The organism is Pseudomonas sp. NFACC45 (genome assembly GCF_900113505.1).
GTDB classification, from domain to species: domain Bacteria; phylum Pseudomonadota; class Gammaproteobacteria; order Pseudomonadales; family Pseudomonadaceae; genus Aquipseudomonas; species Aquipseudomonas tehranensis.
In genome coordinates this window covers 274807-300260 of the sequence record NZ_FOPO01000003.1, presented here as the reverse complement: position 1 = coordinate 300260, position 25454 = coordinate 274807, and the positions used below count along the sequence as shown (strand labels likewise).

Annotated in this window: 30 protein-coding genes; 1 reads left to right on the top strand and 29 read right to left on the bottom strand. The window is 61.1% G+C overall.

All coding sequences use genetic code 11. The features are described from left to right. The 29 genes from BM132_RS07015 to BM132_RS06865 all read right to left on the bottom strand — a co-directional run bounded on the left by BM132_RS07015 (nucleotide 1) and on the right by BM132_RS06865 (nucleotide 24030). Nucleotides 1-600, bottom strand: a complete 600-nt coding sequence (locus tag BM132_RS07015; protein WP_092454212.1) for a YmfQ family protein — start codon at nucleotides 598-600, stop codon at nucleotides 1-3. Next, on the bottom strand, nucleotides 588-1628 hold the full coding sequence (locus BM132_RS07010) for a baseplate J/gp47 family protein (RefSeq protein WP_092454209.1): 1041 nt from the start codon (nucleotides 1626-1628) through the stop codon (nucleotides 588-590). Before BM132_RS07010 ends, BM132_RS07015 begins: the two co-directional genes overlap by 13 nt. Then, entirely contained in the window at nucleotides 1618-2016 is a 399-nt protein-coding gene (locus tag BM132_RS07005) for a phage GP46 family protein (protein ID WP_047230011.1), read from the bottom strand. Before BM132_RS07005 ends, BM132_RS07010 begins: the two co-directional genes overlap by 11 nt. Further along, complete coding sequence (locus BM132_RS07000) at nucleotides 2016-2525, bottom strand: phage baseplate assembly protein V (protein ID WP_092401081.1); 510 nt, start codon at nucleotides 2523-2525, stop codon at nucleotides 2016-2018. Before BM132_RS07000 ends, BM132_RS07005 begins: the two co-directional genes overlap by 1 nt. A gap of 249 nt (nucleotides 2526-2774) precedes the next feature. Next, complete coding sequence (locus BM132_RS06990; RefSeq protein ID WP_092401084.1) at nucleotides 2775-3815, bottom strand: phage baseplate assembly protein; 1041 nt, start codon at nucleotides 3813-3815, stop codon at nucleotides 2775-2777. 3 nt (nucleotides 3816-3818) lie between these two features. Then, nucleotides 3819-5057, bottom strand: coding sequence for a DNA circularization protein (locus tag BM132_RS06985; RefSeq protein WP_092454205.1), 1239 nt, complete (start codon nucleotides 5055-5057; stop codon nucleotides 3819-3821). Then, complete coding sequence (locus tag BM132_RS06980) at nucleotides 5044-6618, bottom strand: phage tail tape measure protein (RefSeq protein ID WP_092454203.1); 1575 nt, start codon at nucleotides 6616-6618, stop codon at nucleotides 5044-5046. Before BM132_RS06980 ends, BM132_RS06985 begins: the two co-directional genes overlap by 14 nt. Before the next feature lie 130 nt (nucleotides 6619-6748). Continuing rightward, on the bottom strand, nucleotides 6749-7045 hold the full coding sequence (locus tag BM132_RS06975; protein ID WP_047230006.1) for a phage tail assembly protein: 297 nt from the start codon (nucleotides 7043-7045) through the stop codon (nucleotides 6749-6751). Further along, nucleotides 7042-7389, bottom strand: a complete 348-nt coding sequence (locus BM132_RS06970) for a phage tail tube protein (RefSeq protein ID WP_003198314.1) — start codon at nucleotides 7387-7389, stop codon at nucleotides 7042-7044. The genes BM132_RS06975 and BM132_RS06970 overlap by 4 nt, the downstream gene beginning before the upstream one ends. A gap of 163 nt (nucleotides 7390-7552) precedes the next feature. Continuing rightward, complete coding sequence (locus tag BM132_RS06965; RefSeq protein WP_092454201.1) at nucleotides 7553-9049, bottom strand: phage tail sheath subtilisin-like domain-containing protein; 1497 nt, start codon at nucleotides 9047-9049, stop codon at nucleotides 7553-7555. After that, the gene (locus tag BM132_RS06960) at nucleotides 9049-9231 is read right to left on the bottom strand and encodes a DUF2635 domain-containing protein (RefSeq protein WP_092454199.1); all 183 of its coding nucleotides are present in this window, start codon (nucleotides 9229-9231) and stop codon (nucleotides 9049-9051) included. The genes BM132_RS06965 and BM132_RS06960 overlap by 1 nt, the downstream gene beginning before the upstream one ends. Continuing rightward, nucleotides 9228-9812, bottom strand: coding sequence for a phage tail terminator protein (locus BM132_RS06955; RefSeq protein WP_092454197.1), 585 nt, complete (start codon nucleotides 9810-9812; stop codon nucleotides 9228-9230). Before BM132_RS06955 ends, BM132_RS06960 begins: the two co-directional genes overlap by 4 nt. Nucleotides 9813-9968: 156 nt before the next feature. Continuing rightward, entirely contained in the window at nucleotides 9969-10985 is a 1017-nt protein-coding gene (locus BM132_RS06950; protein ID WP_092454195.1) for a contractile injection system protein, VgrG/Pvc8 family, read from the bottom strand. A 9-nt stretch (nucleotides 10986-10994) separates the two neighbouring features. Next, on the bottom strand, nucleotides 10995-11207 hold the full coding sequence (locus BM132_RS06945; RefSeq protein ID WP_047230001.1) for a tail protein X: 213 nt from the start codon (nucleotides 11205-11207) through the stop codon (nucleotides 10995-10997). Next, nucleotides 11200-11583, bottom strand: a complete 384-nt coding sequence (locus BM132_RS06940; protein ID WP_092401104.1) for a phage tail protein — start codon at nucleotides 11581-11583, stop codon at nucleotides 11200-11202. Before BM132_RS06940 ends, BM132_RS06945 begins: the two co-directional genes overlap by 8 nt. Next, nucleotides 11583-13769, bottom strand: a complete 2187-nt coding sequence (locus tag BM132_RS06935) for a phage tail tape measure protein (protein WP_092454193.1) — start codon at nucleotides 13767-13769, stop codon at nucleotides 11583-11585. Before BM132_RS06935 ends, BM132_RS06940 begins: the two co-directional genes overlap by 1 nt. 128 nt (nucleotides 13770-13897) lie before the next feature. After that, entirely contained in the window at nucleotides 13898-14473 is a 576-nt protein-coding gene (locus BM132_RS06930; RefSeq protein WP_092454471.1) for a phage tail assembly protein, read from the bottom strand. 159 nt (nucleotides 14474-14632) lie between these two features. Next, nucleotides 14633-15139, bottom strand: coding sequence for a phage major tail tube protein (locus BM132_RS06925; protein WP_092454191.1), 507 nt, complete (start codon nucleotides 15137-15139; stop codon nucleotides 14633-14635). Continuing rightward, nucleotides 15139-16305 (bottom strand): phage tail sheath protein, encoded by a 1167-nt coding sequence (locus BM132_RS06920; protein WP_092454189.1) that lies wholly within the window; start codon nucleotides 16303-16305, stop codon nucleotides 15139-15141. The genes BM132_RS06925 and BM132_RS06920 overlap by 1 nt, the downstream gene beginning before the upstream one ends. A gap of 2 nt (nucleotides 16306-16307) precedes the next feature. Further along, nucleotides 16308-16517 (bottom strand): hypothetical protein, encoded by a 210-nt coding sequence (locus tag BM132_RS06915; protein WP_092454187.1) that lies wholly within the window; start codon nucleotides 16515-16517, stop codon nucleotides 16308-16310. Nucleotides 16518-16739: 222 nt separating this feature from the next. Beyond that, nucleotides 16740-17141: a phage tail assembly chaperone gene (locus BM132_RS06905; protein WP_092454183.1), complete on the bottom strand. Its 402-nt coding sequence runs from the start codon at nucleotides 17139-17141 to the stop codon at nucleotides 16740-16742. 5 nt (nucleotides 17142-17146) lie between these two features. Beyond that, the gene (locus BM132_RS28660) at nucleotides 17147-19291 is read right to left on the bottom strand and encodes a phage tail-collar fiber domain-containing protein (protein ID WP_256244180.1); all 2145 of its coding nucleotides are present in this window, start codon (nucleotides 19289-19291) and stop codon (nucleotides 17147-17149) included. Then, nucleotides 19292-19927 carry a phage tail protein I gene (locus BM132_RS06895; protein WP_092454181.1) on the bottom strand — a complete coding sequence of 212 codons (636 nt, stop codon included), beginning with the start codon at nucleotides 19925-19927 and terminating at the stop codon, nucleotides 19292-19294. Further along, complete coding sequence (locus BM132_RS06890) at nucleotides 19924-20919, bottom strand: baseplate J/gp47 family protein (protein WP_092454179.1); 996 nt, start codon at nucleotides 20917-20919, stop codon at nucleotides 19924-19926. The genes BM132_RS06895 and BM132_RS06890 overlap by 4 nt, the downstream gene beginning before the upstream one ends. Further along, nucleotides 20916-21248, bottom strand: coding sequence for a phage baseplate protein (locus BM132_RS06885; protein WP_092454177.1), 333 nt, complete (start codon nucleotides 21246-21248; stop codon nucleotides 20916-20918). Before BM132_RS06885 ends, BM132_RS06890 begins: the two co-directional genes overlap by 4 nt. Nucleotides 21249-21258: 10 nt before the next feature. Beyond that, on the bottom strand, nucleotides 21259-21870 hold the full coding sequence (locus tag BM132_RS06880; protein WP_092401137.1) for a phage baseplate assembly protein V: 612 nt from the start codon (nucleotides 21868-21870) through the stop codon (nucleotides 21259-21261). A 3-nt stretch (nucleotides 21871-21873) separates the two neighbouring features. Continuing rightward, nucleotides 21874-22383, bottom strand: coding sequence for a hypothetical protein (locus tag BM132_RS06875; RefSeq protein ID WP_092454175.1), 510 nt, complete (start codon nucleotides 22381-22383; stop codon nucleotides 21874-21876). A 44-nt stretch (nucleotides 22384-22427) separates the two neighbouring features. Next, nucleotides 22428-22778 carry a phage holin family protein gene (locus BM132_RS06870; RefSeq protein ID WP_092401143.1) on the bottom strand — a complete coding sequence of 117 codons (351 nt, stop codon included), beginning with the start codon at nucleotides 22776-22778 and terminating at the stop codon, nucleotides 22428-22430. 517 nt (nucleotides 22779-23295) lie between these two features. Then, nucleotides 23296-24030: a LexA family transcriptional regulator gene (locus BM132_RS06865; protein WP_092401339.1), complete on the bottom strand. Its 735-nt coding sequence runs from the start codon at nucleotides 24028-24030 to the stop codon at nucleotides 23296-23298. A 601-nt stretch (nucleotides 24031-24631) separates the two neighbouring features. Here BM132_RS06865 and BM132_RS06860 point away from each other — a divergent pair. Further along, nucleotides 24632-24991 (top strand): DUF6124 family protein, encoded by a 360-nt coding sequence (locus BM132_RS06860; protein WP_092454173.1) that lies wholly within the window; start codon nucleotides 24632-24634, stop codon nucleotides 24989-24991. Nucleotides 24992-25454 lie beyond the last annotated feature (463 nt).

The following is a 25454-nucleotide window of genomic DNA, read 5'->3' as shown; positions in this document are numbered from 1 at the left end:
TTAGTCATAATTGATATGCACCCGCGTATGCGCCGGTGCACTACGATGAATCAGACACTCAAGCGCCGAGCCCGGATTGACGCCAAAACGCTCCCCCCAATAGCTGGCGCCAAAACGTCGGCCGAGCAGCAGGCGACCGCCGGTGTTGAGGGTCCACATGAATTGCGCCTGCCAGGTGCCGAAGTGCGCTTCGCCGAAGCGGGCGCGGCCCATGCGGGGGGCCTTGAGTTCGGTGATGGTGGCGTTGGGATAGCCCTGGCTCTTGGCGATTTCCACGTAATAAGCGATGGCCTGGCTGCCCACCGCCAACAGCCGCCGACGCACCGCCAAACGGCGGTCGTCATACAGCGGTGTAGCGCCCAGGCACGGGTCAGGCAGGTTCATCACCCGCTCCCAATCCGGCACCAGTTCACTCACACCCGCGGGGTCCATTTCGTGGAGCAGGTCGACGGCGCGGGCGTCGAGACGCGCCAATTCCTGGACGATGCCTTGCAGCACCTCTTCCAGTTCCGGCACCCGCTCCGGGTCCCATGCCGGACCGCTGGGCAGCAGGCTGCGCAGTTGGGCCTGGTACTGCTCGGCGGTTCTCAGGCTTGCCATACGCAGCCTCCGAAGGTCAGCAACTGATTGCTGGCGGCCACCACGTCGGCGATGGGTGCAGTCAGTGCGTGGTCGGTTTCCCCGGTGGCACTGCTGATGGCTTCGGCGATGTGGGTCAGCAGGAGGGTTTCGCCAAGGCCAGCTTCGCGGTTATGCAGGTCTCGCAGTTGCGCTTCGATGGCGGCGCGCACGGCGCTGGTGTCCGGGGTAATGCGCAGCCGGTAGGTCACCGGCACCTGGGCTGGCGCCAGCACATGCACTTCGGCGGTGACCGGGCGCAGTGGCTCGATATAGGCCCGGACTTCTTCCAGTTGCTCGGTGTTGGGAATCGGCTGTGGGTCGTCGTCACGCATGACGAACACGCCAACGGTGCCCGGCCCCAGGTAGCTGCCGCGACACCAGGCGCGGGTGATGCCAGGGCATTCCAGGGCCCAGGTTTCATAGTCCTGCGCGGAACCGCCGTGGGGAATGATGCGGTAGGAGCGGATCACCCTGGCCCGCAGGGATTCGAGGCTTTCCCGGGCGAGGCCGCCGGTCAACCCGGGCGCCAGCACGGTGAAGCTGTTGCCGATCCCAAGGATCGGCTGCACCGACGTCAACACCAGCCCGGCATCGGCATTACCCAGGCTGCCGGCGTCCAACGCGGCGACAGTGGTGCTATTGAGGCCATTGCTGGTGGTGCGGGCGCTGGTCACTTTGTAGGTGCGCCCATCGCTGGACTGCAGCAGCGTGTCGACATCCAGCACAGCGCCCGCGGTGGCGGTGAAGCTGACGCTGCCGCTGGCCACCTGGGCCGCTTTGCGCGCCTGGTTCAGGCGCAGCGCGGCGATGCGCTCCAGGGTGGATTCGTCGGCCTTGTCCGGCAGGATCTGCTCAGCGATCCAATCCAGATAGCCATACAGGCCATAGGCGGCGCCACCCAGGGTGCGAGCCAGCACTTGAGCATCGGACTGGCGCAGCGAATCGCTGGCCAGGTCGCTTTGGGCGCGCTTGATCAGCACCGGCAGCGAAGGGGTTTCAAACGGCATAGGTCACCTGCCAACTGTTATCGGGGTTGATGTCCAGGCGCTCGCCGTCGGCCAGGGTCAAAACCGTGCGCAGATTCAGGCGCTGGGCGTCGAGGCGTTCGCTGATGATGTCGATGGCGCTGCAATGGCCATCGTCGATCAGCCATTGCAAGGCTTCGCGGGCATAGAATTCGGCGTCGAGCTGGGTCTGCCGGGTCAGCTTGACCCGGCGCAATAGCCACAGCCGCGAACCAATACGGTCGTCGGCGACGGTGGGAAAAGTGTCGCCCCACCAGCCGAAACGTTGCTCGTCATCCACGGCATCGTCGTCAGCGGCGCGGCGCCAGGTGAACAGGCTGATCAGCACCGAGCGGGTCAGCGCGGCGTGAAGGTTCTGGCTGATGAACATCACTGGCCTCCCGCCGGCATGCCGGTCTGGCCGTTACCGGCCTGCACGCCGACGTGCACATGCTTGATCTGGCTGATGCCGCCGGCGATCTGGTCGCCCTGGGAAACGAGCTTGCCGGTGTGGTTGATCACCGGGCTGTCGATGTTCACCGCGCTGCTGGCGCGGATGTTCAGGGTCGCAGTCTGGATGTCGATGACCCGGCCGCGCTTGAAGTGGATCTTGTCGCCCTCGTCGGTGTAGATCGCCACTTCACCAGGGGCCAGGGCCTTGAGGCGGAAACGACGGTCAGCCACCACCAGCACCACGGCATGGGAACGGTCACCGCCCAGGAACGTGGCGATCCCCTCGGCCCCGGCCAGCGGATTGCTGGTGAAACCGTAGGGTTCGAAGTGCTCCATATCGTCATTCACTTCGCCGGCGGTGAGGCGCATTTGCAGCGATTGCAACTTGGTAGCCGAATTGGCGAGCACGACAGTGCCGCGCGCCAGGAGGCGGGTCAGTAGGCTCATTGAGGTTTCCTTGGAATCGGAAGTTTGAAAGCAATGTGTATTGATCAAGATCCCTTGGGCTGTGCTGGCGCCATCGCGAGCAGGCTCGCTCCCACAGGGGATCTGTGCCGAACACAAAACTTGTCTCCACTGGAGATCCCGTGTGGGAGCGGGCTTGCTCGCGAAGGCGTCGGGACAGTCAATATCGATGCAAGCTGACCCACCGCTTTCGCGAGCAAGCCCGCTCCCACCAGGAGTTTTGCGTTGGGCTCAGGATTTGGGTGGCGTCGGGTTCGCGTCGAACGTATGGGGCGGGGCGACTTGCAGGGTGGTGACGGAGCCTTGGGCAGACAGTGAATACGTCACTTTGGAGATCAGCATGTCGCCGTCAAACCCCAGCACCGGGTCGATCACCCGCACCAGGGTGTTATGCCGCCACAAATCGCCATTGGCCTGACGCCAGCCCTGCACGCGGTAGGTCGTGGTCAGGGCCTTGCCAGTGCGGATGGCGCTTTCCCAGTCGGCTCGCTGCTGGGCCAGTTCGAAGGTCAATTGCGCGCTTTCGCTGATCACCGTGACCCGCTTGCGCTTGAAGCCCAGGTCCGTAGCGGTGCCGGAAACTTCGCTCACCGCCGCCCCGCTCTGCTGATCATTGCCCTTGTGCTGGCCGATGACCCGGTATTCGGAGAACACCTGGCTGTAGTCCATCGGTGCGTTGCCCGAGAGAATGTTTTTACCCAGTTCCAGCACATCATTGGCTCGCCCGCCACTACCGGGTTTAGCCAGCAACACGCGGCCTTCGGCGTCGTCAGTGGAAAACACCCGAAACAACGTCAGCAGACGGTCGATGGATTGAAAGACCGTTTCCCCCGGCACGATGCTGTGCTCGCTCAACCGAGCGGTTTCAGGGATCTCACTGATCACTCCCACGCCATATTGCGAGGCCAGGGCCTGGACAATGCTCAGCACCGTTTGCCCGCGCCATTGGCTCGGGCGATTGATCGCCGCGCAGTCCACCAAGTCCTGGGTTCTGGAGCCACCCTCGATGCTCAGGCTGATCTGGCGCCCGTCATAACTGACCGGGGCTTTGAACACGTAGCCGCTGAGCACCAGGTCGGCACCGATGCGCACCTGACATTCATCCCCCGGACGAATTGGCACAGACTGGGTCTGCCCCGGCCATTGCCAGGTGATGTCAAGCTTGAAGGTGCGGAACTGCCGCTCCAGGTCCGCACTGATTTCCACGCTTTTCCAGCCGCCGTAATCCAGCCCGCCGACGGTGAGCGAGACAGCGTTGTCGAGCTCGTTCATGGCTTATTCCCTCGAGACTTTCAGGTCGTTGGGTGGCAGGAAACCAGGGTGAGCCACGCCATTGCGCTGAGTCACTTCGGTGACCCGGGTGGCATCGGCAAATTGCTGATACGCCACTACCAGCGCCGGCAGGCTTTGCTTGAACGACAGGCTGATCAGTCTGACACCGGAAGACGCCACCGCCGTCAGGTGCGCGGCCATTTGCTGACGCAGGTTGTTCAGCGCCTGGTAGTGATCCGGATCGGCCTTGAGCGAGGCTTGCCAGATGGCCTCGTTGAGGGCATCGCGCAGGGCCAGGACATCATCGGCCACCGGCACGTCTCGGCGCTGGACCGGCTGTACCGCCTGTTGCGCCACCGATGGGGTGGCGCCCAACTTGACCGCCGGTGCCGCCACCGGCATCGTCGCAATCCATTGCGCGGCCTGCACCAGCAGCGTGTCCTGCACCAGATCGGCCACGGCCTGGGCCGCCGCCGTGGTGTCTTTGCCGGTGGTGAGTTTGGGAGCGTCCGCCTTGCGAATGGCTTCCACCTGCTGCGACACGCTGGCAATCACGCCGCGATAGCCGTCACGGGCAAAGTCCTTCAATTCCCGGATGTCCCCCAGCAACCCTTTAAACTCGGCGGCCACTTCGCTGGGCAGCTCCTTCACCGCCTTGACCAGATCGCTGAGTTGCCGATAAGTCTCGATCAACGGCTTGAGTTCCTGCTCGATGACGCCGTAGACCTCCTTAAGGCTGTTGCGCAGGTCAGCAATGCCGATCCGCGCAGCCTTGATCAACGTCATGGCCTCTTCGAAGCGCCGCACCGCCGAACCCAGAAAGCTGTCAGCCGACACCAGTAACAGTTTCTGGCTGTTGATCGCGGCCGACGGGAATTGCAGCGGCTGGTCGGGGTAGAACTTCAGAGCGAACGTCACCAGGCCGCCATCCTGACGGGTCTGGGTCATGTCGCACTCGCCCACCTTGACCTGCAGGCGCCCCAGCCACGGATGCACCAGTTCTCCGCTGCCCTGCTCCAGGGCCCTAAGCAACTTGTCACGCTGCTCCAGGCAATCGGGTCCGACGATGAACGCGGTCAGCTCATGAATCTTCGCTTGTTGACCGAGGCCTTCGAAGAATGGCTGGTCACGCTGGGGATATTCATGCAACTGGCCCTTATGGCCGACCGGGGTCTTCGCCTGATCGACCCAGAACCCGACGCCACGAAACGACGCCGGCAACAAACGATCACGCCAGCTCATTGGAACCTCCTGTGGAAAGTGAGCGATAGCCGATGCGCGAACTCACCGCCAGGGCCGGTTGATTGGTCTGTGGCGGATCTGCGCGCAACCCGGCCGGAGCGTTTTCGAAGCGCACGGTCAGGCCACCTTCGAGCTGCGTGCGGTTGTTGGCGGCGCTTTGTTGCACCAGGGCACTGGAGGTTTGCGGCAGTGCGCCTGCCGCCAATGAGGTTTTCATCGGCAGGTTGCCGGACGCCGGCGCAAGGCTGGAAGACAAGCCCGCAGGCTGTTCACTGGCCCCGCCAAAAAATGCTGGCGCCAGTTCACCCTTGCCTTCGGCATTGGTCTGCCGTTGCGCCTCGGTCAATCCTTCGACCTTGCCGGTAAACGAGGTGATGATTTCGCCGAAGCCGCCGTTGAAGAACGCCTTGATCGGCGCAATCACACCCTGCAGTTCATCCCACCATTGGCTGAACCACTCCCCCACAGGTCCCCACTGTTTGGTCAGGCCCTCAATGGGCGACCAGTCGAACAAACCGCTGAACACCGCCAGCATGATCGACACCTGATTGCGAATGCCTTCCCAGATGCCGGCGAACACTTCACCAATCGTGCCCCAGTTGGCCATGATCAACCCCAGCGGCGTCCAGTCGAACAGGCCTTTCAAGGCGCCCATCACCGGCACCGTCAGTGCCCTGAGCAGATCCCAGATCGCTGAGAACAACCCGGTCAAGGGCGCCCAATTGCTGATGATCAAACCCAAGGGTGACCAGGCAAACAACGTCTGCATGAAACCGATAATCGGCGTCGCCGCCGCCACGATCACATTCCAGAGCATGCCGAAAAAACTGCTGATCGGTCCCCAATGGCTGATCACCTGCCCCATCGGGGTGAAGGCGAACACCGTCTTGAAGAACTCGACCATCGGCATGACGATCGGCGACAGCTTTTGCCAAAGCCCGGCGAAGAACGCCGAGATCGGTGTCCAGTTAGCGATGATCATCCCGGCCGCCAAGGCGATGCCCATGGCAATCAAGCCGATGGGGTTCATCTTCAAGGCTAGGTTGACCACTTCCAGCGCCTGGCTCGCACCGCTGACCGCCGTTTGAATCGCGTTGAACGCCACGACACCTGTCGCCAGGCCCTGCACCAATTGCGGGTTGTCCTGCAGCACCTGGGCCACACCCGTGACCATCGGCTGCAAGCTGGCTGCCGCCGCGTTGACCGCCGGCCCCAGGGCCGAACCGAACTGCACCGACACATTGCTGATGGAAGTCTTCAATCCATCCAGGCTCTGTGCCGCTACACGCGGCGCTTCAGGGGCCTTCGAGCTGCTGGCCGCCGCGTTGGCCGCGCCGACTTCACCTTTGAAAGCGTCTGCTGACTTGAGCCCCTCCATGAACGGTTTGGCCAGGCCGCCCTCGGGGAGTAGAGCGGAAATATCCAGGCTGCCAAGGCCCGTGGCATCGAGGTTCTGTTTGAAGCTGGCGACCTTCGCCCGAAGGCTGGCAAGCTTGGGCGACAGCTCATCGATGCCGGTCAGCAGCACTGCTTTTTTCTCTAGCTTCTGTGTCTCTGCCATCACTGCACCTGCTGCATCGCATTGATCCGTTGCGCGTGCTCCAGGGACTCGCGGAGCACATCCAGTGGCCTGGCCATCATCTGTTCGGGGTCAACCTTCCAGAACCAGGCCAGGTCATAGGCGGCTGCGATCAGGTCGCCGATGGCTGCGACGCCGCACTCATGAAAAAACTCGCGACGGCCCAGCTCAATGCGTTGAGGTCTGCCAGGTCCAACTGGTTGACCGACGACGGCGGGATGCCGGCGCAGACCGCGATGTACTTGGCCGCGACATCCATGTCCAGGCTCACCTCCTCGCTCTTGTCGATCTTGTACGGCAGCGCCTTGATCGCCCGGACTTCTTGCACCGTCGGACGGCGCAGGGTCAGTTCGCTCAGCGGCTCGCCGTGGGCCTCGATGGCCACGCGCAGCGTCACGACATCGCTCATTGCCAGGTCCCCTTGATGCCTTCGAATTTCAGTTCGATGGTGGCGTCGTCGCCCTTGGACACCGGCTCTTCCACCAGGTAAGCGCCGGCCAGCACGTAGACCTTGCCGTTGTTGAATTCACAGGTGACGGTCATGTCGGTGCCAGCGACCAGTTGCTTGAGCGGGAAATCCGCGGTGTGCAGGGCCGTCACCTTGAAGGACGGTGCAATGTCGGTTTCCTTGTAGAAACCCGGTACGACGGTTTCGCGTTTGGTAAACATCAGCGGTGCTTCGCAGCCGCCATTGATGGTCAGTTGAGCGCCGTCCACTTTGACGTAGCAGGTGCCCGCAATCAGTTGACCCATGGTGTTTCTCCCTTCGAATAAAAGCTGTTCACTTAGGATTTGTGTAGATCATCGTGGCGAGGGAGCTTGCTCTCGCTTGACCGGGCTGGCGCTGCATTACGTAGCGCCAGCTCTGTGTTGGGGTTGCTGCGCAACCCAGCGGGAGCAAGCTCCCTCGCCACAGTCAGGCAGCGTCGTCGTATTGCAGACGGAACTGGTTGAGCAGCGCGAACACCCGCAGGCCATTGATGTAATCCGGCGGGAACAGCACATTGACCCGGCTCGGGTCCTGGCTGTCACGCTCGACCACCAGGTGCTCGGCGAACAGCTCGGCGTTTTCCACGTGACCTTCCAACTCCAGCTTGGCGTACTGGGCAATCAACTCGCCGCGAATGGTGCTCGGCGTCACGATCGGTTGGCCGGCGCCGAAACGGGTGCCGTCGGCAGCCAGTTTGTGCCGCCCGTATTTACTGGTGATCACGCTTTGCAGGCGACGCACGATGAACGCCGACTGGTGCATGGTTTCGCTGTCCAGATAGGAATTGTCAGCCTGGCCGAAGGCATTTTTTTGATACGTGGTGATCGAGCGCTGAATGCGCACGTAGCCACCTTCGTAATACGCCGTGGCAATGCCGTAGTTGAGCAACGACTGACGCTCGGTCAGGGTGAAACGCTCGCTGGCCGGTGCCGGATCCAGGCCTGGCAAACTGCCGCTCTGGGTCGGACGGCTGGCGTCAGCGGAGATGAACACCGCAGTACGGGCGGCCAACGCAGCGGCCTGGACCCAGAACGGTTGCGGTACGCCCAGCTCCAGGGCCTGGAGGGTCATGTGCTGGTCGTTACGCGCCTGACCGGCCGCCACCAGAGTACCGATGGTGCCGCGCTTGGCGCTGTAGACATGGCCGAACAACTGCTTGGCCCAGGACCAGCGACCCGTGCTGTCGTCCATGACCGCTTGCCAGGTGTTGAGGCTCGCCACATCGGACCACGGCATGGCGATGAACTCGAATGGCTCGTCACCCAGGGCCGCGACGGCGGCAGTCTGGTCCGGCACACCAGCGCCACCGGTCATTGCCGTGATGGCGGTGGTCAGGCCGGCAGGGGTGTCTTCGCCATTGCTCTTGCCCAGACGATTGAATTGCAGGCTGATGTCGTTGCCGCTGTCGCCGGTCCATTTGGCGCTCAGCGTCACGACACCCTCGGCGGCCGCAGCGATCACCGGCAGGTCGGCGCTCGCGTTGATTTTCAGCGCCAGCGCAGTGGCGGCTTGAGCTGCAGTCGCACCATTGACGATGGCGGCTTGAACACGCACACCACCCACATAAAGATTAAGCAGGCCGCTTTGAGTGGCGACGCCGGTCAGGGTCAGCATGCCTTGGGCGATGGAACCTTCGACGTTGTGCAGCGGCAAGCACCAGATCTCACCCAACGGGTCGGTCTTGCGCCAGGTTTCGTACATCGAGGCAAGCATCGAACCTTGACCGCCGATGTTTTTGGCCAGCGCGACGCTGGACACCAGCACCAGTTTGCCGACCTCGGTCGGCGCCACGTTGTCGTTGACCTGAGCCACGATCAACCGGCGCATGGCCGATGACGCGCTATTGGCCGCCGAGTTGTCCATTTCGGCGTAGAACAGCGGAACACGAATGTCCGCGGGAATGTTGCTGAATCCGATCGCCATTATTTGGCTCCCTGTGGTTTTGCCGCTTTCACGGTTTTGGTAGTGATATCGCCATCGGCCAGACGTCGACGCCACCAGGCGCTGTCCGGTACTTCACGGCCCTCGAGGGGCAACAGATCGCCCGCTTCCGGGTCCGGTACGGCACGGCCCGGGGCCGGCAGCACGATGATGCGTTTGCTCATGGGGTTACGTCTCCAGAGAAAGTCAGTTCCACGCGCCCATCGGGCCCGGGACGCTTCAGGTTGGGGTCCGCCGGGTCGATGGCATCGACCCGCACGGTGGCCCCGCTAAAGGACGACAAGCCGTCCAGTTCACGCTCGTGCCAGCTTTCGGCAGGCTGGCTCGCCAGATTGCGGCCCAGCTGGAACTCGGCGAAAAAGTGCAACCGGTACGACACGCGGCTGCTATTGATGGAAACCAGTTCACTGCCGTCGTACTCGATGCCGGTGTAGTCACCACCGGGCTTGAAACCCACCAGTGCCCGCCACAGTTCGGCGCGCAGGTCGTGCAACAGATCCAGCGCTTTTGTCGCGTCGGTGGCGTCGAGCACCAATACGGTGTCGAAACGGTCACGCACCGTTTGCAGCGTGGCGTTCTGGGCGGCGTTCTTGCTGGCAATGTCGGCGCTTGGCAGGACATAGGCGCAAGGGGTTTGCAGTGGCGTGTCGGCTTGCAACGTGGCGAGGTCAAAACCTGCCGCCACGCGATTGGCGAGCGTCGGACATTGCTCACGCAGTTGCGTGAGGATCGGGGTGATCTTCATGGAGGTGCTCCAGTTGTATGGAATCGCAGTCAGAAACTGTGGGAGCGAGCCTGCTCGCGATAGCGGTGTGTCACGCACCATCAATGCTGGCTATGACGGCCTCATCGCGAGCAGGCTCGCTCCCACAGGGTCAGCGGTGTTTTGGAAGGGAGCACGTCAGGCCCTGGCATCCAGACAAGTCGCATCAATCTTGCAGCGATAGCTTTTTTCCCGGTCGCCGCTGGCGGTGACTTTGTCGATCGACCAGCGACCGCGCATGAAGTCCGGCCAGGAGGCGTCCAACAGCACGATGCCTTCGGCGCACAAGCCTGGATTGCCGGGGCATTCGATCGCCACCTTGAGTGCTTCGCGCATCATCCGGCGTACCTCGCCTTCTCCGGCCGCGCGGGCATCGTTGGCGCTTTGAAAGCGCTGGCGAAGGGTCTTGAACGGCGCGATGCCGCTCTCCTCGACCCGCATTTTCCCCGCCTTCGCATCCCACCAACTGGCCTTGCAGCCCTGGTATTTCGCCCGGGCGGTGTCATCCAGGACGGCGGAGATAAAAGCGTTATCGCCCGGGCGGTTATTCGTGGTCACCGACAGCTTTGTCTCTGGCAGGACTTTGCCCGACAAAGACTTCGCCTGCCCCCGGCGCGCCAGCACATACAACTCGTTGACCGGCTTGGCGACGGCGTCATAACGATGAGCCAGTCGCGTCAGAAAACCCATGTCGGTTTCGTTGGACTGATCGATGTGCTCGATTTTTATCAGCGCCAGGTCCGGCGCCACACGCGGCGAAAACCCGTGTCTGGAAGTCAACTGACGAAACAGCGCGCCCAAGGTCGTCGGGCCATGACTGACGGATCGGCGTTGCTTGAAACCGGTCTGATCGGCCGCGCTGAACGGCGCAGCCGTCGCGACAAGCGTCAGGCGCAGAGGAAACAGCGTTGGCGTGCGCCGGGTCACGACGAACTCGCCTTTATCCACCAGACCCGACTCCCGATAACCAACCCGCAGGCCGATTTTCCCGCCCAGGCTGGGCAATCCTTCAAGCCCTTCCAGGCTGATGGTGAGCGTCAGTTGATCGGACTCGATCCCCGCCGCGTCGATGTGCGTCCAACTGAGCAAGCGTTCGTTGAGCAGCGCCGCGTTCGCACCGTAGATTTCCACCGCTGGCGTGAAACCCAGTGACATGTTGCCTCCTTAATCCCAGGCCGAAACCGGTGTGGGTGCGACGGGTTGCAGATCCACTTCCGGCAGGACAATCCATACACCGGCCGGCAATACCGGCCCCCACTCGGCCAGCTTCGGATTGAGTCGCCAGAGCGCCTCTTCGGCGGCATCGTCACAACGCTCAAGCTCGCGGTACAGCAACAGATTCACCGAATCACCGGCAATACTTCGAACCCTACGCATTGGCGAACTCCGTCAATTCAATCACCCAGCCGACCACCATCGCGGTGCCGTCATCAATGACCTCGGTCTGGGTTTCTGACACCTTGTTGATCTGCCACAGCCCCCAGTTGCGGCCGATGCCGTCAACCAACGGCACAGGAATGCGCTGCGCCTGCAATGCACGCAGCTCATCGAGCCGATCCATGGCGGTCGCGTACATCGATTTGCCGGTGATGGTCAGCCCTTGCAGCCCTTGACCGACCTGACTGGATTTGGGTTTGCTGGTGAGGATGTCGATGCTTTTCCAACCACCGTCCGACGTGCGGACCAGGGAGTGGTAAGCGAAGTTTCTGGACAGACCGAAAATGAAACTGCCCAGTGCCATTTGCTGACGCATCACGTACCTCCGTCGGTCAGGGCCGCATCACTGCGCATGGCGAGTGAGTTGGGCATGGTCGTCAGTGCGAATTGAGCCGAGAGCTGCTGTGCCACCAGGTTGGCCAACTGACTGGCACTTGCCTGGTCCTGGCCGTTGATATAGATGTTTGCGGTCATGGTGTTTTGTTGTGTGGCTGTCTGGGTGCTGGTCAGGTCTTTGCTAACCTGGTCTGGAGCGGCGAGTCTGTCGGTGGGGGCGACGAGCTTTTCCCCCAGAGACGCCCCGGCATCGCTTCCCAACCAACTGCCCAGCAGTCCGCCAACCAAGCCACCAATGGCAGTGCCGATCACCGGAACGACACTGCCCAAAGCGGCACCGCCCGCAGCCCCGGCAGCAGCGCCGGCCCAGCCGCCACCGGCGGCTCCCAGGCCTGCGCCCATCATCCGTTTGTCGCCGGTAAGCACGCCCTCGGCCACATCAGCGACGGCGCCGACTACTTTTAATGGACCGGGCGCCTTGCGAGTCATCGAGCGTAATGAGGCCGTTGGTCCGAGTGAATAACGCCCTGCGGTCCCCCGCGAGCCTCGTGCACTTACGCGTATTTTCGGCCTTCTCGTGGATTCGGGACGCTGGTTGGCATTGCTTGTATCCAGCTTGTTCGCACGAGGATTTCTGAAATCTTCGGAGATCACCTCACCCAATCGGCCGGGAAGGTGTGGGGCAGCCCGACCTAACACCCGCTTGGCCACCTGACTGGACATCTCATCCATGACGGCTTTAAACAGCCCGCCCACCAGAGGTTTGAGCGCCACGGCGGCCACTACGATTGCCGCGGTGGTTTTAGGAAAGGTTTCAGCCAGTTCACTCAGGCCATCCACCAGGGAACTTGAGGAAGCCAGCATGCTGTCCGTCAGAGGGGCCAGCGCATTGTCGGTGGCCATGGACAGACGGTCGGTGCGCGCATTCACGATATTGCGCTGGCCCTGCCGGGTATTCGACTGCGCCAATGCGTCCTGCTTCACCGAGCCCTTGTCGCCCAACTCCGAGGTGGCGTACTGGCGTTTATCGAGTACCTGCCAGAAGGCTTGGCTGACCTCAGCAAGATTGCTCGACATGCCTAACGCCGCCTTGTCACCGCTGGCAAACAACATGGTGGCCAGCGCCGAGCGCGTCTCGGCAGGTTGCGCGTTCAAAGCCGCAAGCACTGACATGATCGCGCCTGGCGCCTTGTCTTCCTGACGTAAAAGACCCGCCACCTCTACGGGGTCGAGCTTCAACTGCTTCCAGGCCGCGCGCTCGGTTGCAGAGGCTTGATCGCCCTTGCCCATCGCGGTGGTGATGGTATTGAGTGCCGTGCCGCCGTCGGACGCTTGTGTACCAGTCTTCAACAAAGCCGCCGTCAACGCCGCGGCATGGGTGGGTGTCAGGCCCACCGCCGTGGCGGCCCCGCCATCACCCTGCAAGACCGCACCGATGTCAGGCGCTTTTGCACCACCAGGCATTTTGCTCAGATGGTTTATCGCATCAGCCAGGTCAAAGGCCTGGGCGCCGTTGAGCTTCATGGAGGTGCGCCAGCCGACCATCATCTCGGCGACATCCATGGCCGGTATTTTGAACGCCGATGCAGCGACGCCAGCATCACTGGCGAACCGCAGCAGCTCGAACTGTCGGTCCGAGGCGTTGGGCAGGTCACTCACGATCCCAGCCTTGGCTGCCAGATCCTGAATCCTCACCAGATCAACCGCTTTGGTCCCGCCGGCAGCCACCAGCGGGGCAGTGGCTATCTGCTGGGTGGGCTGGACCATGTCCTCGCGCTGGCGCGGGGTGAATTGAGCCGAGCGCGCCAAATCGGCCATCGCCGAGTCCATCTCTATCGATGGTTTCAGCAGGTCCGGCGGTTCAATGCGGCTACCCGGCTTGCCCGCAACCTTTTGCCCGCTGGCCGGTTCACGCGGGTCACCGACGCCCAGCGCTTGGGACAACAATCGCTGCGACGACAGTTTCAAAGTCAACGCCTCTATGGCCGTCGTCAGCAGATCAATCCTGAGCCCAACCTTATCCAGCGCCAGGCCAAGTCCAGACGCCTGATCCCTGGCCACAGGCGTCATGCTCATCGCCGCAGCTGCGCCGAGGCTGATATCACCGAACGCCAGCCAGCCGTCATTGATGGCTGTGTTTTTGAGCGAATATTTATCGTCCGCCATCCCGCCCTACTCCTTTTTCACGCCAAGGCGAGTGATCGCGATGTCGTAACGACGCAATGCCTTGCCGACGTCCCACTCCAGAATCTCTGCCTCACTTACTGCGTAAATGAGCGGCACCACATCGAAGATCACTTCGATGTCGCGCTCCGAAAGAAGTCCGCCGGTTTGTTTAAAAAATCGTCGATGCGTACCTGAAGCTGTGTCCAGTCGGGCACGGTCAGCAGATCCAGATCGGGAAGCATCAGGCCGGTGCAATGGGCGGTGATGAACTCGGCGCGTTCCTTGGCCGTCTTGAGTTTTTTCATCGCCTTGGTCGCTCGCAGCACGGGCATTTCCAGGGTCAGCGAGGTCAGGCTGCGGCCAGCGACGTTGAGCGGTTGCAGCAGTTGTATCTGGTCGGGGTCCGCTGCTGCGCCATCCGTTGATTCCAGGAAGTGGGACGTCGGGCGAGTGGACATTTCGTGCACGTACTGCGCAATGCTCACGTAGTCCGGGCGCTTGAGCTGATCCAGCTCTTTGATCGACAGGCCGGTGGCGAGTTTGGCCAATTCGAAAAACTGATCGTCCTCGTCATCGCCGGCACGGGCCAGGGCCTCTTTCTGCGCCGCATAGAGCAAGGGTTTGAGTTGGAGCTGCTCGATTTGCGACTCGTCGTCAGCGGTGATCGGCGACAGCAAGACGTGAACAGGAGGTGTCCAGGACATGAAATGAATTCCTCGGTGGATCATGGAGGGCGAACCCCTGTGGGAGCGGGCTTGCTCGCGAAAGCGGTGGATCAGGCAACATTGAGGTTGAAGCTGATGGCCTCTTCGCGAGCAAGCCCGCTCCCACAGGAGGTCTGTGTTCAACTGCCAGGCATTTGCTTAGGGCAGCAGCACCGCACGGCGGGCATCGCCGAGGATGTCGACGCCGTTGAGCACGAACTTCTGAGTGCGCACGTCGATGTCGATCACCGGGACGCCATTTTCCAGACGGTTGTAGGTGCGGCAGGCCAGCTCAAGTGTCGTGGTGGGTTTGTCGCCCATCTTCAGCTTGGCCTCTTCCAGGGATTTGAGCTTGCCGCCGACGGTGTGGTAGGTGAACCAGGTGTTGCCATCCTGATCCTGGCCGGCTTCACGCACGTTCAGCAGAATGTCATCGCCCAATTGCACGCCCAAGGCGAGCATGATCTCCGGCCCGGCCCCTTGCAGCACGAGGGTAGCGTTCAGCACCTTGCCGCTCTTGGCCATTTCTTCGGCGATGAAGCGCCCGCCGGTCATCGCTTCCATGTCGAATTCGATCTTCGGCGGGGAGAACTCTTCCACGGTCGCCGACAACGGCAGGCCTTGCAGGGTGGCCGCGATGGCCTGTCTTACGCGGTTGGTAAACATTAGAGAACATCCTCCAGGAACTGCTCGATGATTTCATCGCGGGCGTTGAGTTGATAAATCATGTGTTCGTTCGGCGCGTAGCGACCGTAGTCGATGACCACGTACCAAGTGCCGTTCTTGTACTTCTCGACACTGTTCAGTTCCGGATGCAGGTACACGCTGCCGCCGGGGATGGTTTCGTCGGCGACGAGAGTTTGCAGCCAGTCGTTGATGCGCTTGACCTCCTGGTCCATGAAGGATTTGGTCAGGTTCTTGGCCATGGCCTTCTGGCCGGCTTTGACCAGCTTGCGGCTGATGGCATCTTCTAGGCCGACGTAGCTGATGAACTTGCCGGTGACGGAACGGTTACCCAGCAGCGAGAAGCCGCCGAGAATGGTCCGGGCGTAATAGCAAACGCCGTAGCGGTTGAGCAGATCGCCCTCGGTGGAGGTGTCGAGGATGTTGTATTCCACGGTGCGCGAGACGTCTTCAGCGTAGGTGACCTGGTTGCCCGGGCTCTCCCATTGCTTGACCTTGGCGAGCGCGGCGATGGCCAGACTCGACGGGGCCAGGAAGACGTTTTTCTTCGCCGCCTTGGAGTACACCGCCGGCATGTTGTGCACCACCAGGCAACGGTCGAAACCCAGGTCCGCGCCGCCCAGTTCCTGGCTGTAGGTCACTTGATCGGCAACCGCGGCGTCCTTGCCATCGAGCACCACACGCGCTTTGATGCGCTTGCCAAACGAGGCGAACTCGCTCGCTACCGCCTTGGTGCCGGTGAAGCCTGGCGCGCCAATGATGGTCAGGTCTTCAGCGACCCCGCTCAACGCCGCCAGACCGAGCTTGCGACCGGTCTCGGCTTCGATGCCGCCGATGACATTGTTCAACGTGTCCGCCGGTGTGGCGCCCTCTTCGACGATGACTACATAGACCGGCACCTTGACCACTTTGAGGATCTGGTAAACCGCCTGAAACAGCGTGCCCGCCTCGGCGCCGGTCGGGTCCAGTTGGGACTGGGTGGTGAAGCTGTTGATGCGGAACGGGGTGTTTTTCGGAATCAGCGAATTGGCATTCGGCGCGGTGCCGACCAGACCGATGACGTTATCACCCAGGCCACCCATGGCCTCGGGAGATTCAGTGGCATTGACGGTGATGCCGTTGTGCTCGAAGTTCAAAACCTCAGCCATGGTTATTCAGCCTTTTTGGTGGTGGCCTTCTTGGCCGGGGTGGATGCAGAGACCGGTTCGCCCGTCTCGGTTTTTTTTAGTTCCAAGCGACCGGCGCTGCGCAAGGCGTTGGCCTCGACGTCGAGCAGGTCGAGTTCCTGCCCAACGCTCGACCAATGGCCGCCGCCGGTAGGGAATGGGAGGAGCACGGTGTAGGTTTGGCGTAGTGCCATTTGGGTTCTCCAGATACGAAAAAGCCCCGTGGGTGCGGGGCTGTTGTCAGGTTTTTTTGATGTGTTGCGGATAAGAAAACGCCCCGTTGGTGCGGGGCGTTCAGTTCACTTAAGGTTTGTCGAATCATTGTGGCGAGGGAGCTTGCTCCCGCTGGGCTGCGCAGCGGCCCCTTTTATGAGCGCTTCGCACTCAAGCGGGAGCAAGCTCCCTCGCCACGGCGTTTATTGGGATTGCTCTGCGATCCACGGTGGTGCAATCGGTCGCGACTCAGTGCTTGGAAAAGTAACTGTTTGCGGCCAATCCCGAAGTGCCTGCCGGTAGCCAAGCAATTCAGAATATTGAACGGTCGTAAGCGTGGTCTCGTGTCCAATGTCCTGTTCATCGCGGTGTCGTGTTGCAAGCCATTCAGTGCTTTGCAACTCATAGTTACGCCATACCCGCTCAATATCGGCCTGCTCGGAAGTGGAAACTGCCGGTGGAAGAGAAAACTCGCCGTCCGTTAACGTCCAATTCGGCCGAACATCCTCGGGACAAGCCCGCCACAACAGATCCGGATGGAAACGTTCTGTTGGATCAACGTCGGTAGTTTCGACTACCGTCCCGTTTTCGATTCTTGCCCACATGCTGATCACCACTGAATTATTACGTTGCCGGCGGCACCTGGGCCGCCGTTATAGCCGAAGTAAGCACCCGACCCTCCGCCGCCAGGCCCCATACCGCCGTTACCTGGATACGGCCCTTGTGTGCATCGACCGCCGGGGCCACCACCTGAACCACCCACAGTTCCATAGCTGACGTGCCCAACCCCAAGAGACGTATTAAAATCCCCACCAGAACCGACACCGCCATTCCCAGGCCCATTCGCCAAACCAGCCGCCGCGTTGCCGATGCCGCCAATCCCACCGGTTGCGGATAGATAGGTTCCAAAAGACGAAGTTGCGCCGGTATTACCGATGCCCCCCTCCACCGTAGCGCCAGCACCACCAGCGCCTACAGTCACGGTAACGCTGCTTACGCTTGATAGATCAACAAGCTTTTGCGCCCAACCACCGCCACCACCGCCACCCGATCCTGCCCCGGAGGCGCCTGCACGACCGCCGCCGCCTCCTCCCCCGATAACCGTAACCCAAGCCTTTTTCACGCCGACAGGCACCGTCCAGGTGAATACACCTGCGGTTCTAAATACTTGGGTGCCGCGAAAAGGAGCTTGCTCACTGGTGATGCCAAACTGCCAAGGCGTCCACTCGCCTTCGCTTTGCATGGTGCGCGAGGCAAAAACCGGCGTCCGCCCGCTCGCTAAGCCACCGGTGATTCGCTGCACCAGATAGTTGGTGCTCATGTAGCCTTCAACTACAAGGCTGTAACGGGCAGCCGGAGGCCAGTCGGGCGGGAGGTTTAGCAAACCGACAGCAGGCGTCAGATAGTTACCGGGGATCCGATAATTGTTCATGTCCACTTCGGTGCTCAAGATGGCTCGACCGGCCCCGAAAGCGCCTACCGCTAACATGGCCCCCGCAGTCAGATCCAGCGGGCTTGCCTGTTTTGGCGTGTTGCCGCTACTCCATACCTGCACCCAAGGAGTCCAGACACCGTTAGCAGTACGCGTGCGCATGCAGGTGATCGGCAGAATGGAGTTCACCAATGAATCCCAAAATTGCGTAGCCATGTTGCTACTGCCGCGCTCCATGTGAAACACAGTACCGTTCGGAATTGCCCCCGTGCCTTGCGGCTCTGGATAAACTGGCTTGGTACCGGTAGTACTGGTGGTAACCATGTACACGCCAGTCAGCGAGAGAGTGTCGAGGTTCCCGGCATAGTTGAATGCGGTAGCACCTAAACCAAACTGAGCCATGATGGCCCGAACCGCCGCTGACGTAGCAATCTGGGAGCTGTTGTCGGTTCCCGCTACTGTCGGGGCCGTTGGTGTGCCCGACAAGACAGGAGAATTAAGCGGTGCAAACCCCTGCGTCACATTCTGAAAACTCAACACCGTAGTGCCCAGAACAATCGCCCCATCCGTAACCAACTGCCAGATCGTATTGGCAAGCGTCGCGCCCTCCTCCACCGAGACAATCAATCCCGAAGTAACCTCGGCATTCGCATCAGCATCCTTTGCCCGACCCCAAGCGCCGTTCGCGGCAACGTAGATACCATTGTCTTTCGCCAAGGTCTGGGATTTAACAAGCACCCGATTCCCGGCAACCACGGCAACACCATCAATCGCCTGCGCACCACTCAAAACAATGTTGGCCGTCGTCGCTACCCGCACAGACTGTTTTCTGTCGAGCTTGGCGAGTTCGTCAGCGACATAGCTGGCAACCCAAGCCCGCGTCGCCTTGACGACCGTATCGTCAATCAACAACGTCACCAACTCAGCATTACTGGTCTCAAAAATCGACCGAATGTAAAACTCTTTCCCTGACCCCGAAGTCGCCAACACCGGTTTGAACGACTCCGGATATTTGACGATGGCATACAGAATCCCGGTATCAGTCCAGATCCCCGCCTCACGCACATACCAGCCACCCACGTCAGGTGGGATGGTGACTTCAGCCAGCAACCAGCTCGGGTTTTGCTCATCCTGGAACAGCGCATTGAGCGGCCCGCGCCACACTTCGCGTTTAAGCGCCGTGGCGGTGGCGGCCGGGTTGTAAACTTCGCCGCCACCGTCACCGACGGAAATCTGCGACAGCTTGATCGGTATGCCCGCCGCCTTGCAGGCGGTTTCGTAGGCGATCCCCGCATCGGTGAGCAGGGTGTAATAGTCGGCCATTTAGGACCCCTGTGGATAAATAGTGGAGGTTTCGACGGTGTAGAGCGCGGCGGCCATGAAGGCCTGGCCCGAGGCTTCAAGCCCTTCGATGACAACCGGATAAACCGTGGTGAGTTCGCCGCACAGCGTGGCGGCGCCAATGACGTGTTTGCCGAATGCCCTCAAACCAACAGAGACCGTCAAGGTGTCGCGCTCGCTTTTGGCATCGGCCAGACGGCGATCGAGGCGAGCATCGATGACTTCGCTGTAGGGCTGTTCGGTAAACGCTCTGACGGAAAAGCTGTAGGGTGGGCCAGGCGGCGTTCGCTCATGCCACGCGCGCACCTCCGGCATCAGTTGCAAGCCCTTGGCGGCGTTTTCCAGCGCCTTTCGCGTTCCGGCTTGCCGTGCGGTGGGCCAGGCGAGTTCAACTGTCAGGCGCTTTTCGGCCTCGGGTGCCGCGGAACTCCACTCACTGACCCCGCGATCCGCCGCCAGATACGGCAGAAACGTCAAGGGCGTTGCGAGCGGGTTCATCAGTTCGGGAAACGGCGGATCGATGCGCTCCAGCAACCGGGCGAAACCCAGATCGAGCGCTCTTTCCAGCGGCGAACTGTTGACCGGCAGCAGGCTCGGGCGAGGTGTGTCGTCACTCATAACGTATCCACCTCGACCTCGACGCCCGTGCAGTACGGGGCTTGAAAAGCCGTCGTCACAATCGGCTCGAGCGGTTCGAGAATCTGCAGCTGAACCGCACCGGCGCTGTGCAGCGTGTAGTCGATCCAGCTCGGGTCCACTCGGCCCTCCAAGTGATGACAAGCCTCGGCGTACGCCTGCAACTGCTGCTCGGCAGCAATCTTGGTCAACCCCGAATCCGGGCCGGCGTGGATCTTCGCTAGAACGCGGATTTTGTAGGGTTTGATTTGCGCGGGCTGGACGATGACCAGATCCGTCTCCGGTCGCACATCAGGCCGGGCGAAGTGCTGGCGAACACCGTCGAGCAGCGTCTGCGACGGCGTGCCATCGCCCTCGCGGGACAGTATCGTGACCGTGACTTCACCTGGCGCGGTGCGGCGTCCGTTACCGTCCTTGACCTGCGCCGCATAGCCATCCGGGTTGAAGGTGTAAGTCACCGTCACAACACCGGACGCGCTGCTGTCCACCTTCACCAGCGGCCGCTCACCCAAGGTGAAAATCTCCCGCCGATACTGCATGCGCGAGCCCGCCGCCGGGGCATGGGGCGCCAGGTAGTAGCGCAAACGGGCGTCATCATCGCTCTCGTAGACCGGGGCGATGGGCGGAAACGCCGCCGGATCGCCCGGATCAAGCAACTGACGCTCAAGACCCATGTCCGCGAGGCGGGCATCCAGATTGGTCCCTGTGGCCCACCACGCCAGCATCTGCTTGATACGGGCGTTGTATTTGCGTTCGTGGGTTTGCAGCCGGACGCAGAAGGCCTCCAGGGCCAGGGTCAGCAATTCGCTTTCGTTTTCCAGGCTGTCCACAAGCTTGGCCGCGCTCTCGGGAGAGCGAGCGCCGACGTACTCGACCACGAAGGTTTTGAATTCGGCGAGCAGGTCCTCGAACGCTTCGACGGTGACGATTGCCGGCTCGGTCAATTGGTTCTGGCCGGGTATCAACATGCTCATGTCACTACCTCGAAAGTCTGTTTGCGGTTTTTCCAGGTGCCGGCGAAGCGCAACAACAAGCCGGCGCCCTGTCGGCTGGCGACAATGACCTGCGGCTCGAAGTCGCCGATGCCGTTGTCCGGGTTGTAGAACGCTTGGGCTGCGTGGCTCTGGGCAAGAATCAGCACGTCATCGCCGAGGTTCTGCCCGAGCAATTGCGTGAGGGCGCAGCCATACAAAGGGCGCTTTTGCCGAGTGCCCAACGGCGTGGTCAGCGCCCGGGTGGCGCGTTGCACGAACTGCGGCCAGTCGTCGACCGTGGCGCCGGTGTTTCTATCGATTCCGATCATGGGAAGGCCTTTATGCGGTACTGATGACGCGCCCCTGGTGATCCACCACCGGGCCGCTCAGGTGCACACCGGACGCGTCGAGCCGCAGGCCGACGGCGCCCAGTTGCAATTCGATGGCCTGCGGCGTCATTACCAGCCTCGCCGGGCCAATGCTTAAGTCGAGGGACTCACGGGAACCGGCGAACGCCGCCGGGCCATTTTTCCAATGCAGGACATGACTGGCGTGGTCGTAGCCGTTTTCCGAACCGTCCTGATAGAGACGACGCGTCAGCGAAGCCTGTGTCGAGACGGGTGGAAACTGACCGCCGTTGAGGCCGAACAAGGCCACCGACTGCCCACCACTCTCACCGCCGCCATGGTTGAGCAGCAAACACTGCTCGCCCACCGAGGGGATGCGCGACTCGCTCTGTTCGCCAGCACTGGGATTGAAAAAACGGATCGCCGGGGTCAACAACTCGCCATGGCTGACCTTGCAGGTGTTGCTGGCCGCGTCGACCTCCTGACAAACACCGATGCGACAGAAACTGTCGGCGCGTCGGTGCAGGTCCTCCAGCTCGGTTTCCATCTCGGCCAGACGCTCGATGAGCGGCCCCAGATGCATCCGTAACAGCGCATCAAACATGGATCAGTCCTCGAGTGCGGTGTATTGAGCCGGGTCGTCGATGTCCGACACTTCCCAGGTCCGGGCGAATTTCGGGATGCCTAACGGGTCCTCCAGCAGCGTCGGGCCGAGGTAGAGGGTTTGGGTAAAGGAAAGGGTCCAGGCGTTGTACGCCCGAGCTTCGTGGGTGAACGTGGATGCGATGCCTTCGATGTTCATGGGCAGGTCGCATTGATCGCCCGGCAGATTCCAGCGGTTATTGACGACCAGGTGTTTCAACTCACTGGCCAGATCGCAGGCCGCCAACGCTGTACCGGGCAACACGACCTGCATGGAAACCGTCAGGTCATGGGCGATACGTCCATCGTTGGCCCGGTTGCCCGGCGCATCCCGCTCAAAAGCGATCAACACCCAGGGTTGATCGCCAACACCGTCGAAATCCTGGAGCGTGCCGGCCCGCAAACCGGGAACAGTGGTACGCAGGGTTTCGGCGATGGCGGTAAACAGCTGCGAAGGTTTTTCGATGATGGGCATTGATGGCCTCCTGTTTTTATGGCGACGCGAGGATCAGCCGCCGCTCACTGTTGGTCGTGGCGAGAATCACGCGGCGGCACTTCGCAAACGCCAATGCGCTTGGCAACCCATCGCTCATAAAGACCGATGGCCACATCGGCACCGGCCATGGCGGTCAAACAGCCCAGCGCGCCGGCGCTCCAGATCGACAGGCCAAGGGCATACAGCAGCATGATTGCCGAGACGCCGCAGACCATGCAGGCGCCGGAGCGCAAGGCCAGGCGGCGCAACAGCGACCAGCCGCGGGCGCCTTCTTTGTCGGCACGCCACATCTCGCCGGACACCCCGCCCACCAGGGCGAGCACGATGACCAGCCAGATCGGCATGTCCAGCAACGCTTGTTGCTCGTTTGTCATGTCACGCCTCCTGGGGGTGATAGATGAAAGGTGTGTATTGGGTTCAAACGATGTCTCTTGAGGTAGGCATTCCAAAAAGCCCGGGGTGAACCGGGCTTTTCAGTAATGCGGTCCTTCGCCTTCCCTGGCCGGTGGCCTGTAGGAAGTTGATCTTTCGGCGCGACTGGCGCGGTACGGATCCATTCAAATTGTTTTTCCGACCGCGGTCCCTGCCCGCCGGATAACTGCTTCTGGTGCTTTACGCTGCACACCCGGGTCAGTTGCCAACCCTCTGAACCGTTAAGGCCGGTTCATCGCTGCCTGTTGGTGGAACTAAAGAGCTTTGTTGCCAGCCGCTTTGTCGAGCGGCTTGGACACAGAATATGCATGTATGCATATACAGTCAATGCGTAAATGCATTTATTTATGCACAGTTCATGCATCAACGCATCGCCGTTCAATGGATACGGGGGTTGGGCGATTTTCAGAGGCGAAAAAAAACCCGCACGGTGGCGGGTTTTATCTGACAGCGAGAGGGTTAACGGGCGTACATGCCCCACCAGAAGACGTGGCCTAGGATGACGATTTGCTCATCCTGCATTTCCTGGAAGGTGTAGTCCTCATCCGGGTGCTCGTCGCGGTTGAAGCTGCGCAGGCGGATGCCGGTGGGCAGACGATAAAGCTGCTTCACCCGCAGTTGGCCGTTGTGATTGATGGCGTAGAGGTCGCCGTCGACGATGTCGCCAATCCCGCATTTACCTGCGTTCACCCCGACCGTGGCGCCGTCGCGCAGCACCGGCAACATGCTGTTGCCGCGAACGGTCACGCATTTGGCCTGGTCGAACTGCACGCCGTTATGCCGCAGGCTGCGCTTGCCGAAGCGCAGGCTTGAGCGCTCGCTTTCCTCAATGACGAATCTTCCTGATCCAGCAGCCAATTCAACCTCACGCAGAAAAGGGACCGACACCTCGTCGTCCTCGACGGGTGTTTCGTCGTCCCAAAGGCTTATGTCCTTGAGTTCGGAATGCGGCTCGTCGCGACGGCTATTGCCCGCGGGCGAAAGGTCCGCGCGCCCGCGCAACTGGTCGGTGCTCACGGCGAAGTATTCGGCGATCTTCGAGATGTGTTTATCCGAAGGATCGACGATCTTGCCGCTGAGAATCCGCGAGAGAGTGGACTGAGGCACGCCGGTACGCCGGTGAAGCTCCGTGGGGGAGATCCCGTGCTGATCGAGCAATGCTCTTAATACGGTAGAAACGTTGCGTTTTTGCATAACGCGCATAGTGCTTGTTCTTTTCGTAGAAGACAAATGCTGTTTTGCATAAATATGGGATACCGCTCACTTGAAGCATATTCAGTCCATTGTGGCGAGGGGATTTATCCCCGCTGGGGCGCGAAGCGGCCCCAAAATGCCGCAGCCGGTGTGTCAGGCAGATTGAATGACTCTAGGGGCTGCTGCGCAGCCAACGGGGATAAATCCCCTCGCCACAAGAGCTTGCTGGTCACGGGGGAATTCCCCCTACAACCTCTTGGGAAATCCCTCGATCCGCGTCCTTCAAATGTGCGACGCCAAGCTACATCGCCTTGCGCCTCTGCCTACTACTGCGCCAGAATTCGCCGGCTTGTTCACCTTGGATCCCATCGGTACTTTGGTTCTCGTCACTGCCCATCAGTGATCGGGTTTAGTAGCTCGGTATCCAAGATGTTCATTGCTCCATTCAGTCAGGTATTCCTGCACTCAATGGTGGCTGTGCGCAGGGCGCCTTCGGGTGCGCCGGTTTCTTGGATCCCCGGTCTACTAACCTGCGTACAGCTGCCACTCTCTTCGTTTAGTAGCGAATCGGTGGCGGCTCCAACTTAAGGATCTAAGAACCATGTTCAAGAACACTCCGAATCCCCCTAATCCCGACGATCACGTCTCCCACAGCCAGTCTGCCAACGCCAAGAAACTCGACGAAGCCGCCACCCGAGCCTTGGACTATTACCTCAAGCCGAAAGCCGACAAAGAAACATCCGACTCACTCGACACCCTTTTCATCATCGCCCCTAACATCGACGCCGAATGCCTGCTCGCCAACCTCAGCGAAACCCTGGCCTCGGCCAATGCCATGGTCAGTGACCTGGCGTTCGACCTGCAGGGCTCGCGACGGCATATCGCGTTGGGGGTCCAGCAGATGATTGAGCTGGGGCAGTTGTTGGCGAATCGGGCGTTGGATGTGGTTGAGCCGAGGTAGGCGTTTTTGATCGTTCCCACGCTTTGCGTGGGAACGATCGATCAAGTGTCGTAATACCGACCAATATTTTCATCGACAGTGATGCCGCCTTCGCGAGCAAGCCCGCTCCCACAGGGGAAACGCGTTCCCCAGAACCAGGCCGGCTGTCAGGCCGCCTCGCGGTGGACGTTGATCTCGGCGCCCCATTAACCACGCTGGCTGAACGAAGGTATTGCGCAGTGGGCAACCCGGCATGGATGCCGGGTTAGCCGCGCTGGGCCATGGATGGCCCTTCGCGGCGGCCCACGGAGCAAGGCCTTCGTTCAGGCACACCGAGCCTAGGCGAGGTGCCGAGTGGTGGGGCAGAAGCGCTTTGGTTACTTTCGCCTGGGCCGGCTTCCGGCTTTTCGAAAGTGACCCGCCGTCAGGGCGGAACCGTCAGCAGCCGCTACCGCAGCAACGGATATGCACACAATCCCAAACG

What these genes read in the sequence shown, in the direction of transcription:
- BM132_RS07015 (WP_092454212.1), bottom strand. Translation starts at nt 600, where the DNA reads ATGGCAAGCCTGAGAACCGCCGAGCAGTACCAGGCCCAACTGCGCAGC.
- BM132_RS07010 (WP_092454209.1), bottom strand. Translation starts at nt 1,628, where the DNA reads ATGCCGTTTGAAACCCCTTCGCTGCCGGTGCTGATCAAGCGCGCCCAA.
- BM132_RS07005 (WP_047230011.1), bottom strand. Translation starts at nt 2,016, where the DNA reads ATGTTCATCAGCCAGAACCTTCACGCCGCGCTGACCCGCTCGGTGCTG.
- BM132_RS07000 (WP_092401081.1), bottom strand. Translation starts at nt 2,525, where the DNA reads ATGAGCCTACTGACCCGCCTCCTGGCGCGCGGCACTGTCGTGCTCGCC.
- BM132_RS06990 (WP_092401084.1), bottom strand. Translation starts at nt 3,815, where the DNA reads ATGAACGAGCTCGACAACGCTGTCTCGCTCACCGTCGGCGGGCTGGAT.
- BM132_RS06985 (WP_092454205.1), bottom strand. Translation starts at nt 5,057, where the DNA reads ATGAGCTGGCGTGATCGTTTGTTGCCGGCGTCGTTTCGTGGCGTCGGG.
- BM132_RS06980 (WP_092454203.1), bottom strand. Translation starts at nt 6,618, where the DNA reads ATGGCAGAGACACAGAAGCTAGAGAAAAAAGCAGTGCTGCTGACCGGC.
- BM132_RS06975 (WP_047230006.1), bottom strand. Translation starts at nt 7,045, where the DNA reads ATGAGCGATGTCGTGACGCTGCGCGTGGCCATCGAGGCCCACGGCGAG.
- BM132_RS06970 (WP_003198314.1), bottom strand. Translation starts at nt 7,389, where the DNA reads ATGGGTCAACTGATTGCGGGCACCTGCTACGTCAAAGTGGACGGCGCT.
- BM132_RS06965 (WP_092454201.1), bottom strand. Translation starts at nt 9,049, where the DNA reads ATGGCGATCGGATTCAGCAACATTCCCGCGGACATTCGTGTTCCGCTG.
- BM132_RS06960 (WP_092454199.1), bottom strand. Translation starts at nt 9,231, where the DNA reads ATGAGCAAACGCATCATCGTGCTGCCGGCCCCGGGCCGTGCCGTACCG.
- BM132_RS06955 (WP_092454197.1), bottom strand. Translation starts at nt 9,812, where the DNA reads ATGAAGATCACCCCGATCCTCACGCAACTGCGTGAGCAATGTCCGACG.
- BM132_RS06950 (WP_092454195.1), bottom strand. Translation starts at nt 10,985, where the DNA reads ATGTCACTGGGTTTCACGCCAGCGGTGGAAATCTACGGTGCGAACGCG.
- BM132_RS06945 (WP_047230001.1), bottom strand. Translation starts at nt 11,207, where the DNA reads ATGCGTAGGGTTCGAAGTATTGCCGGTGATTCGGTGAATCTGTTGCTG.
- BM132_RS06940 (WP_092401104.1), bottom strand. Translation starts at nt 11,583, where the DNA reads ATGCGTCAGCAAATGGCACTGGGCAGTTTCATTTTCGGTCTGTCCAGA.
- BM132_RS06935 (WP_092454193.1), bottom strand. Translation starts at nt 13,769, where the DNA reads ATGGCGGACGATAAATATTCGCTCAAAAACACAGCCATCAATGACGGC.
- BM132_RS06930 (WP_092454471.1), bottom strand. Translation starts at nt 14,473, where the DNA reads ATGTCCTGGACACCTCCTGTTCACGTCTTGCTGTCGCCGATCACCGCT.
- BM132_RS06925 (WP_092454191.1), bottom strand. Translation starts at nt 15,139, where the DNA reads ATGTTTACCAACCGCGTAAGACAGGCCATCGCGGCCACCCTGCAAGGC.
- BM132_RS06920 (WP_092454189.1), bottom strand. Translation starts at nt 16,305, where the DNA reads ATGGCTGAGGTTTTGAACTTCGAGCACAACGGCATCACCGTCAATGCC.
- BM132_RS06915 (WP_092454187.1), bottom strand. Translation starts at nt 16,517, where the DNA reads ATGGCACTACGCCAAACCTACACCGTGCTCCTCCCATTCCCTACCGGC.
- BM132_RS06905 (WP_092454183.1), bottom strand. Translation starts at nt 17,141, where the DNA reads ATGTGGGCAAGAATCGAAAACGGGACGGTAGTCGAAACTACCGACGTT.
- BM132_RS28660 (WP_256244180.1), bottom strand. Translation starts at nt 19,291, where the DNA reads ATGGCCGACTATTACACCCTGCTCACCGATGCGGGGATCGCCTACGAA.
- BM132_RS06895 (WP_092454181.1), bottom strand. Translation starts at nt 19,927, where the DNA reads ATGAGTGACGACACACCTCGCCCGAGCCTGCTGCCGGTCAACAGTTCG.
- BM132_RS06890 (WP_092454179.1), bottom strand. Translation starts at nt 20,919, where the DNA reads ATGAGCATGTTGATACCCGGCCAGAACCAATTGACCGAGCCGGCAATC.
- BM132_RS06885 (WP_092454177.1), bottom strand. Translation starts at nt 21,248, where the DNA reads ATGATCGGAATCGATAGAAACACCGGCGCCACGGTCGACGACTGGCCG.
- BM132_RS06880 (WP_092401137.1), bottom strand. Translation starts at nt 21,870, where the DNA reads ATGTTTGATGCGCTGTTACGGATGCATCTGGGGCCGCTCATCGAGCGT.
- BM132_RS06875 (WP_092454175.1), bottom strand. Translation starts at nt 22,383, where the DNA reads ATGCCCATCATCGAAAAACCTTCGCAGCTGTTTACCGCCATCGCCGAA.
- BM132_RS06870 (WP_092401143.1), bottom strand. Translation starts at nt 22,778, where the DNA reads ATGACAAACGAGCAACAAGCGTTGCTGGACATGCCGATCTGGCTGGTC.
- BM132_RS06865 (WP_092401339.1), bottom strand. Translation starts at nt 24,030, where the DNA reads ATGCAAAAACGCAACGTTTCTACCGTATTAAGAGCATTGCTCGATCAG.
- BM132_RS06860 (WP_092454173.1), top strand. Translation starts at nt 24,632, where the DNA reads ATGTTCAAGAACACTCCGAATCCCCCTAATCCCGACGATCACGTCTCC.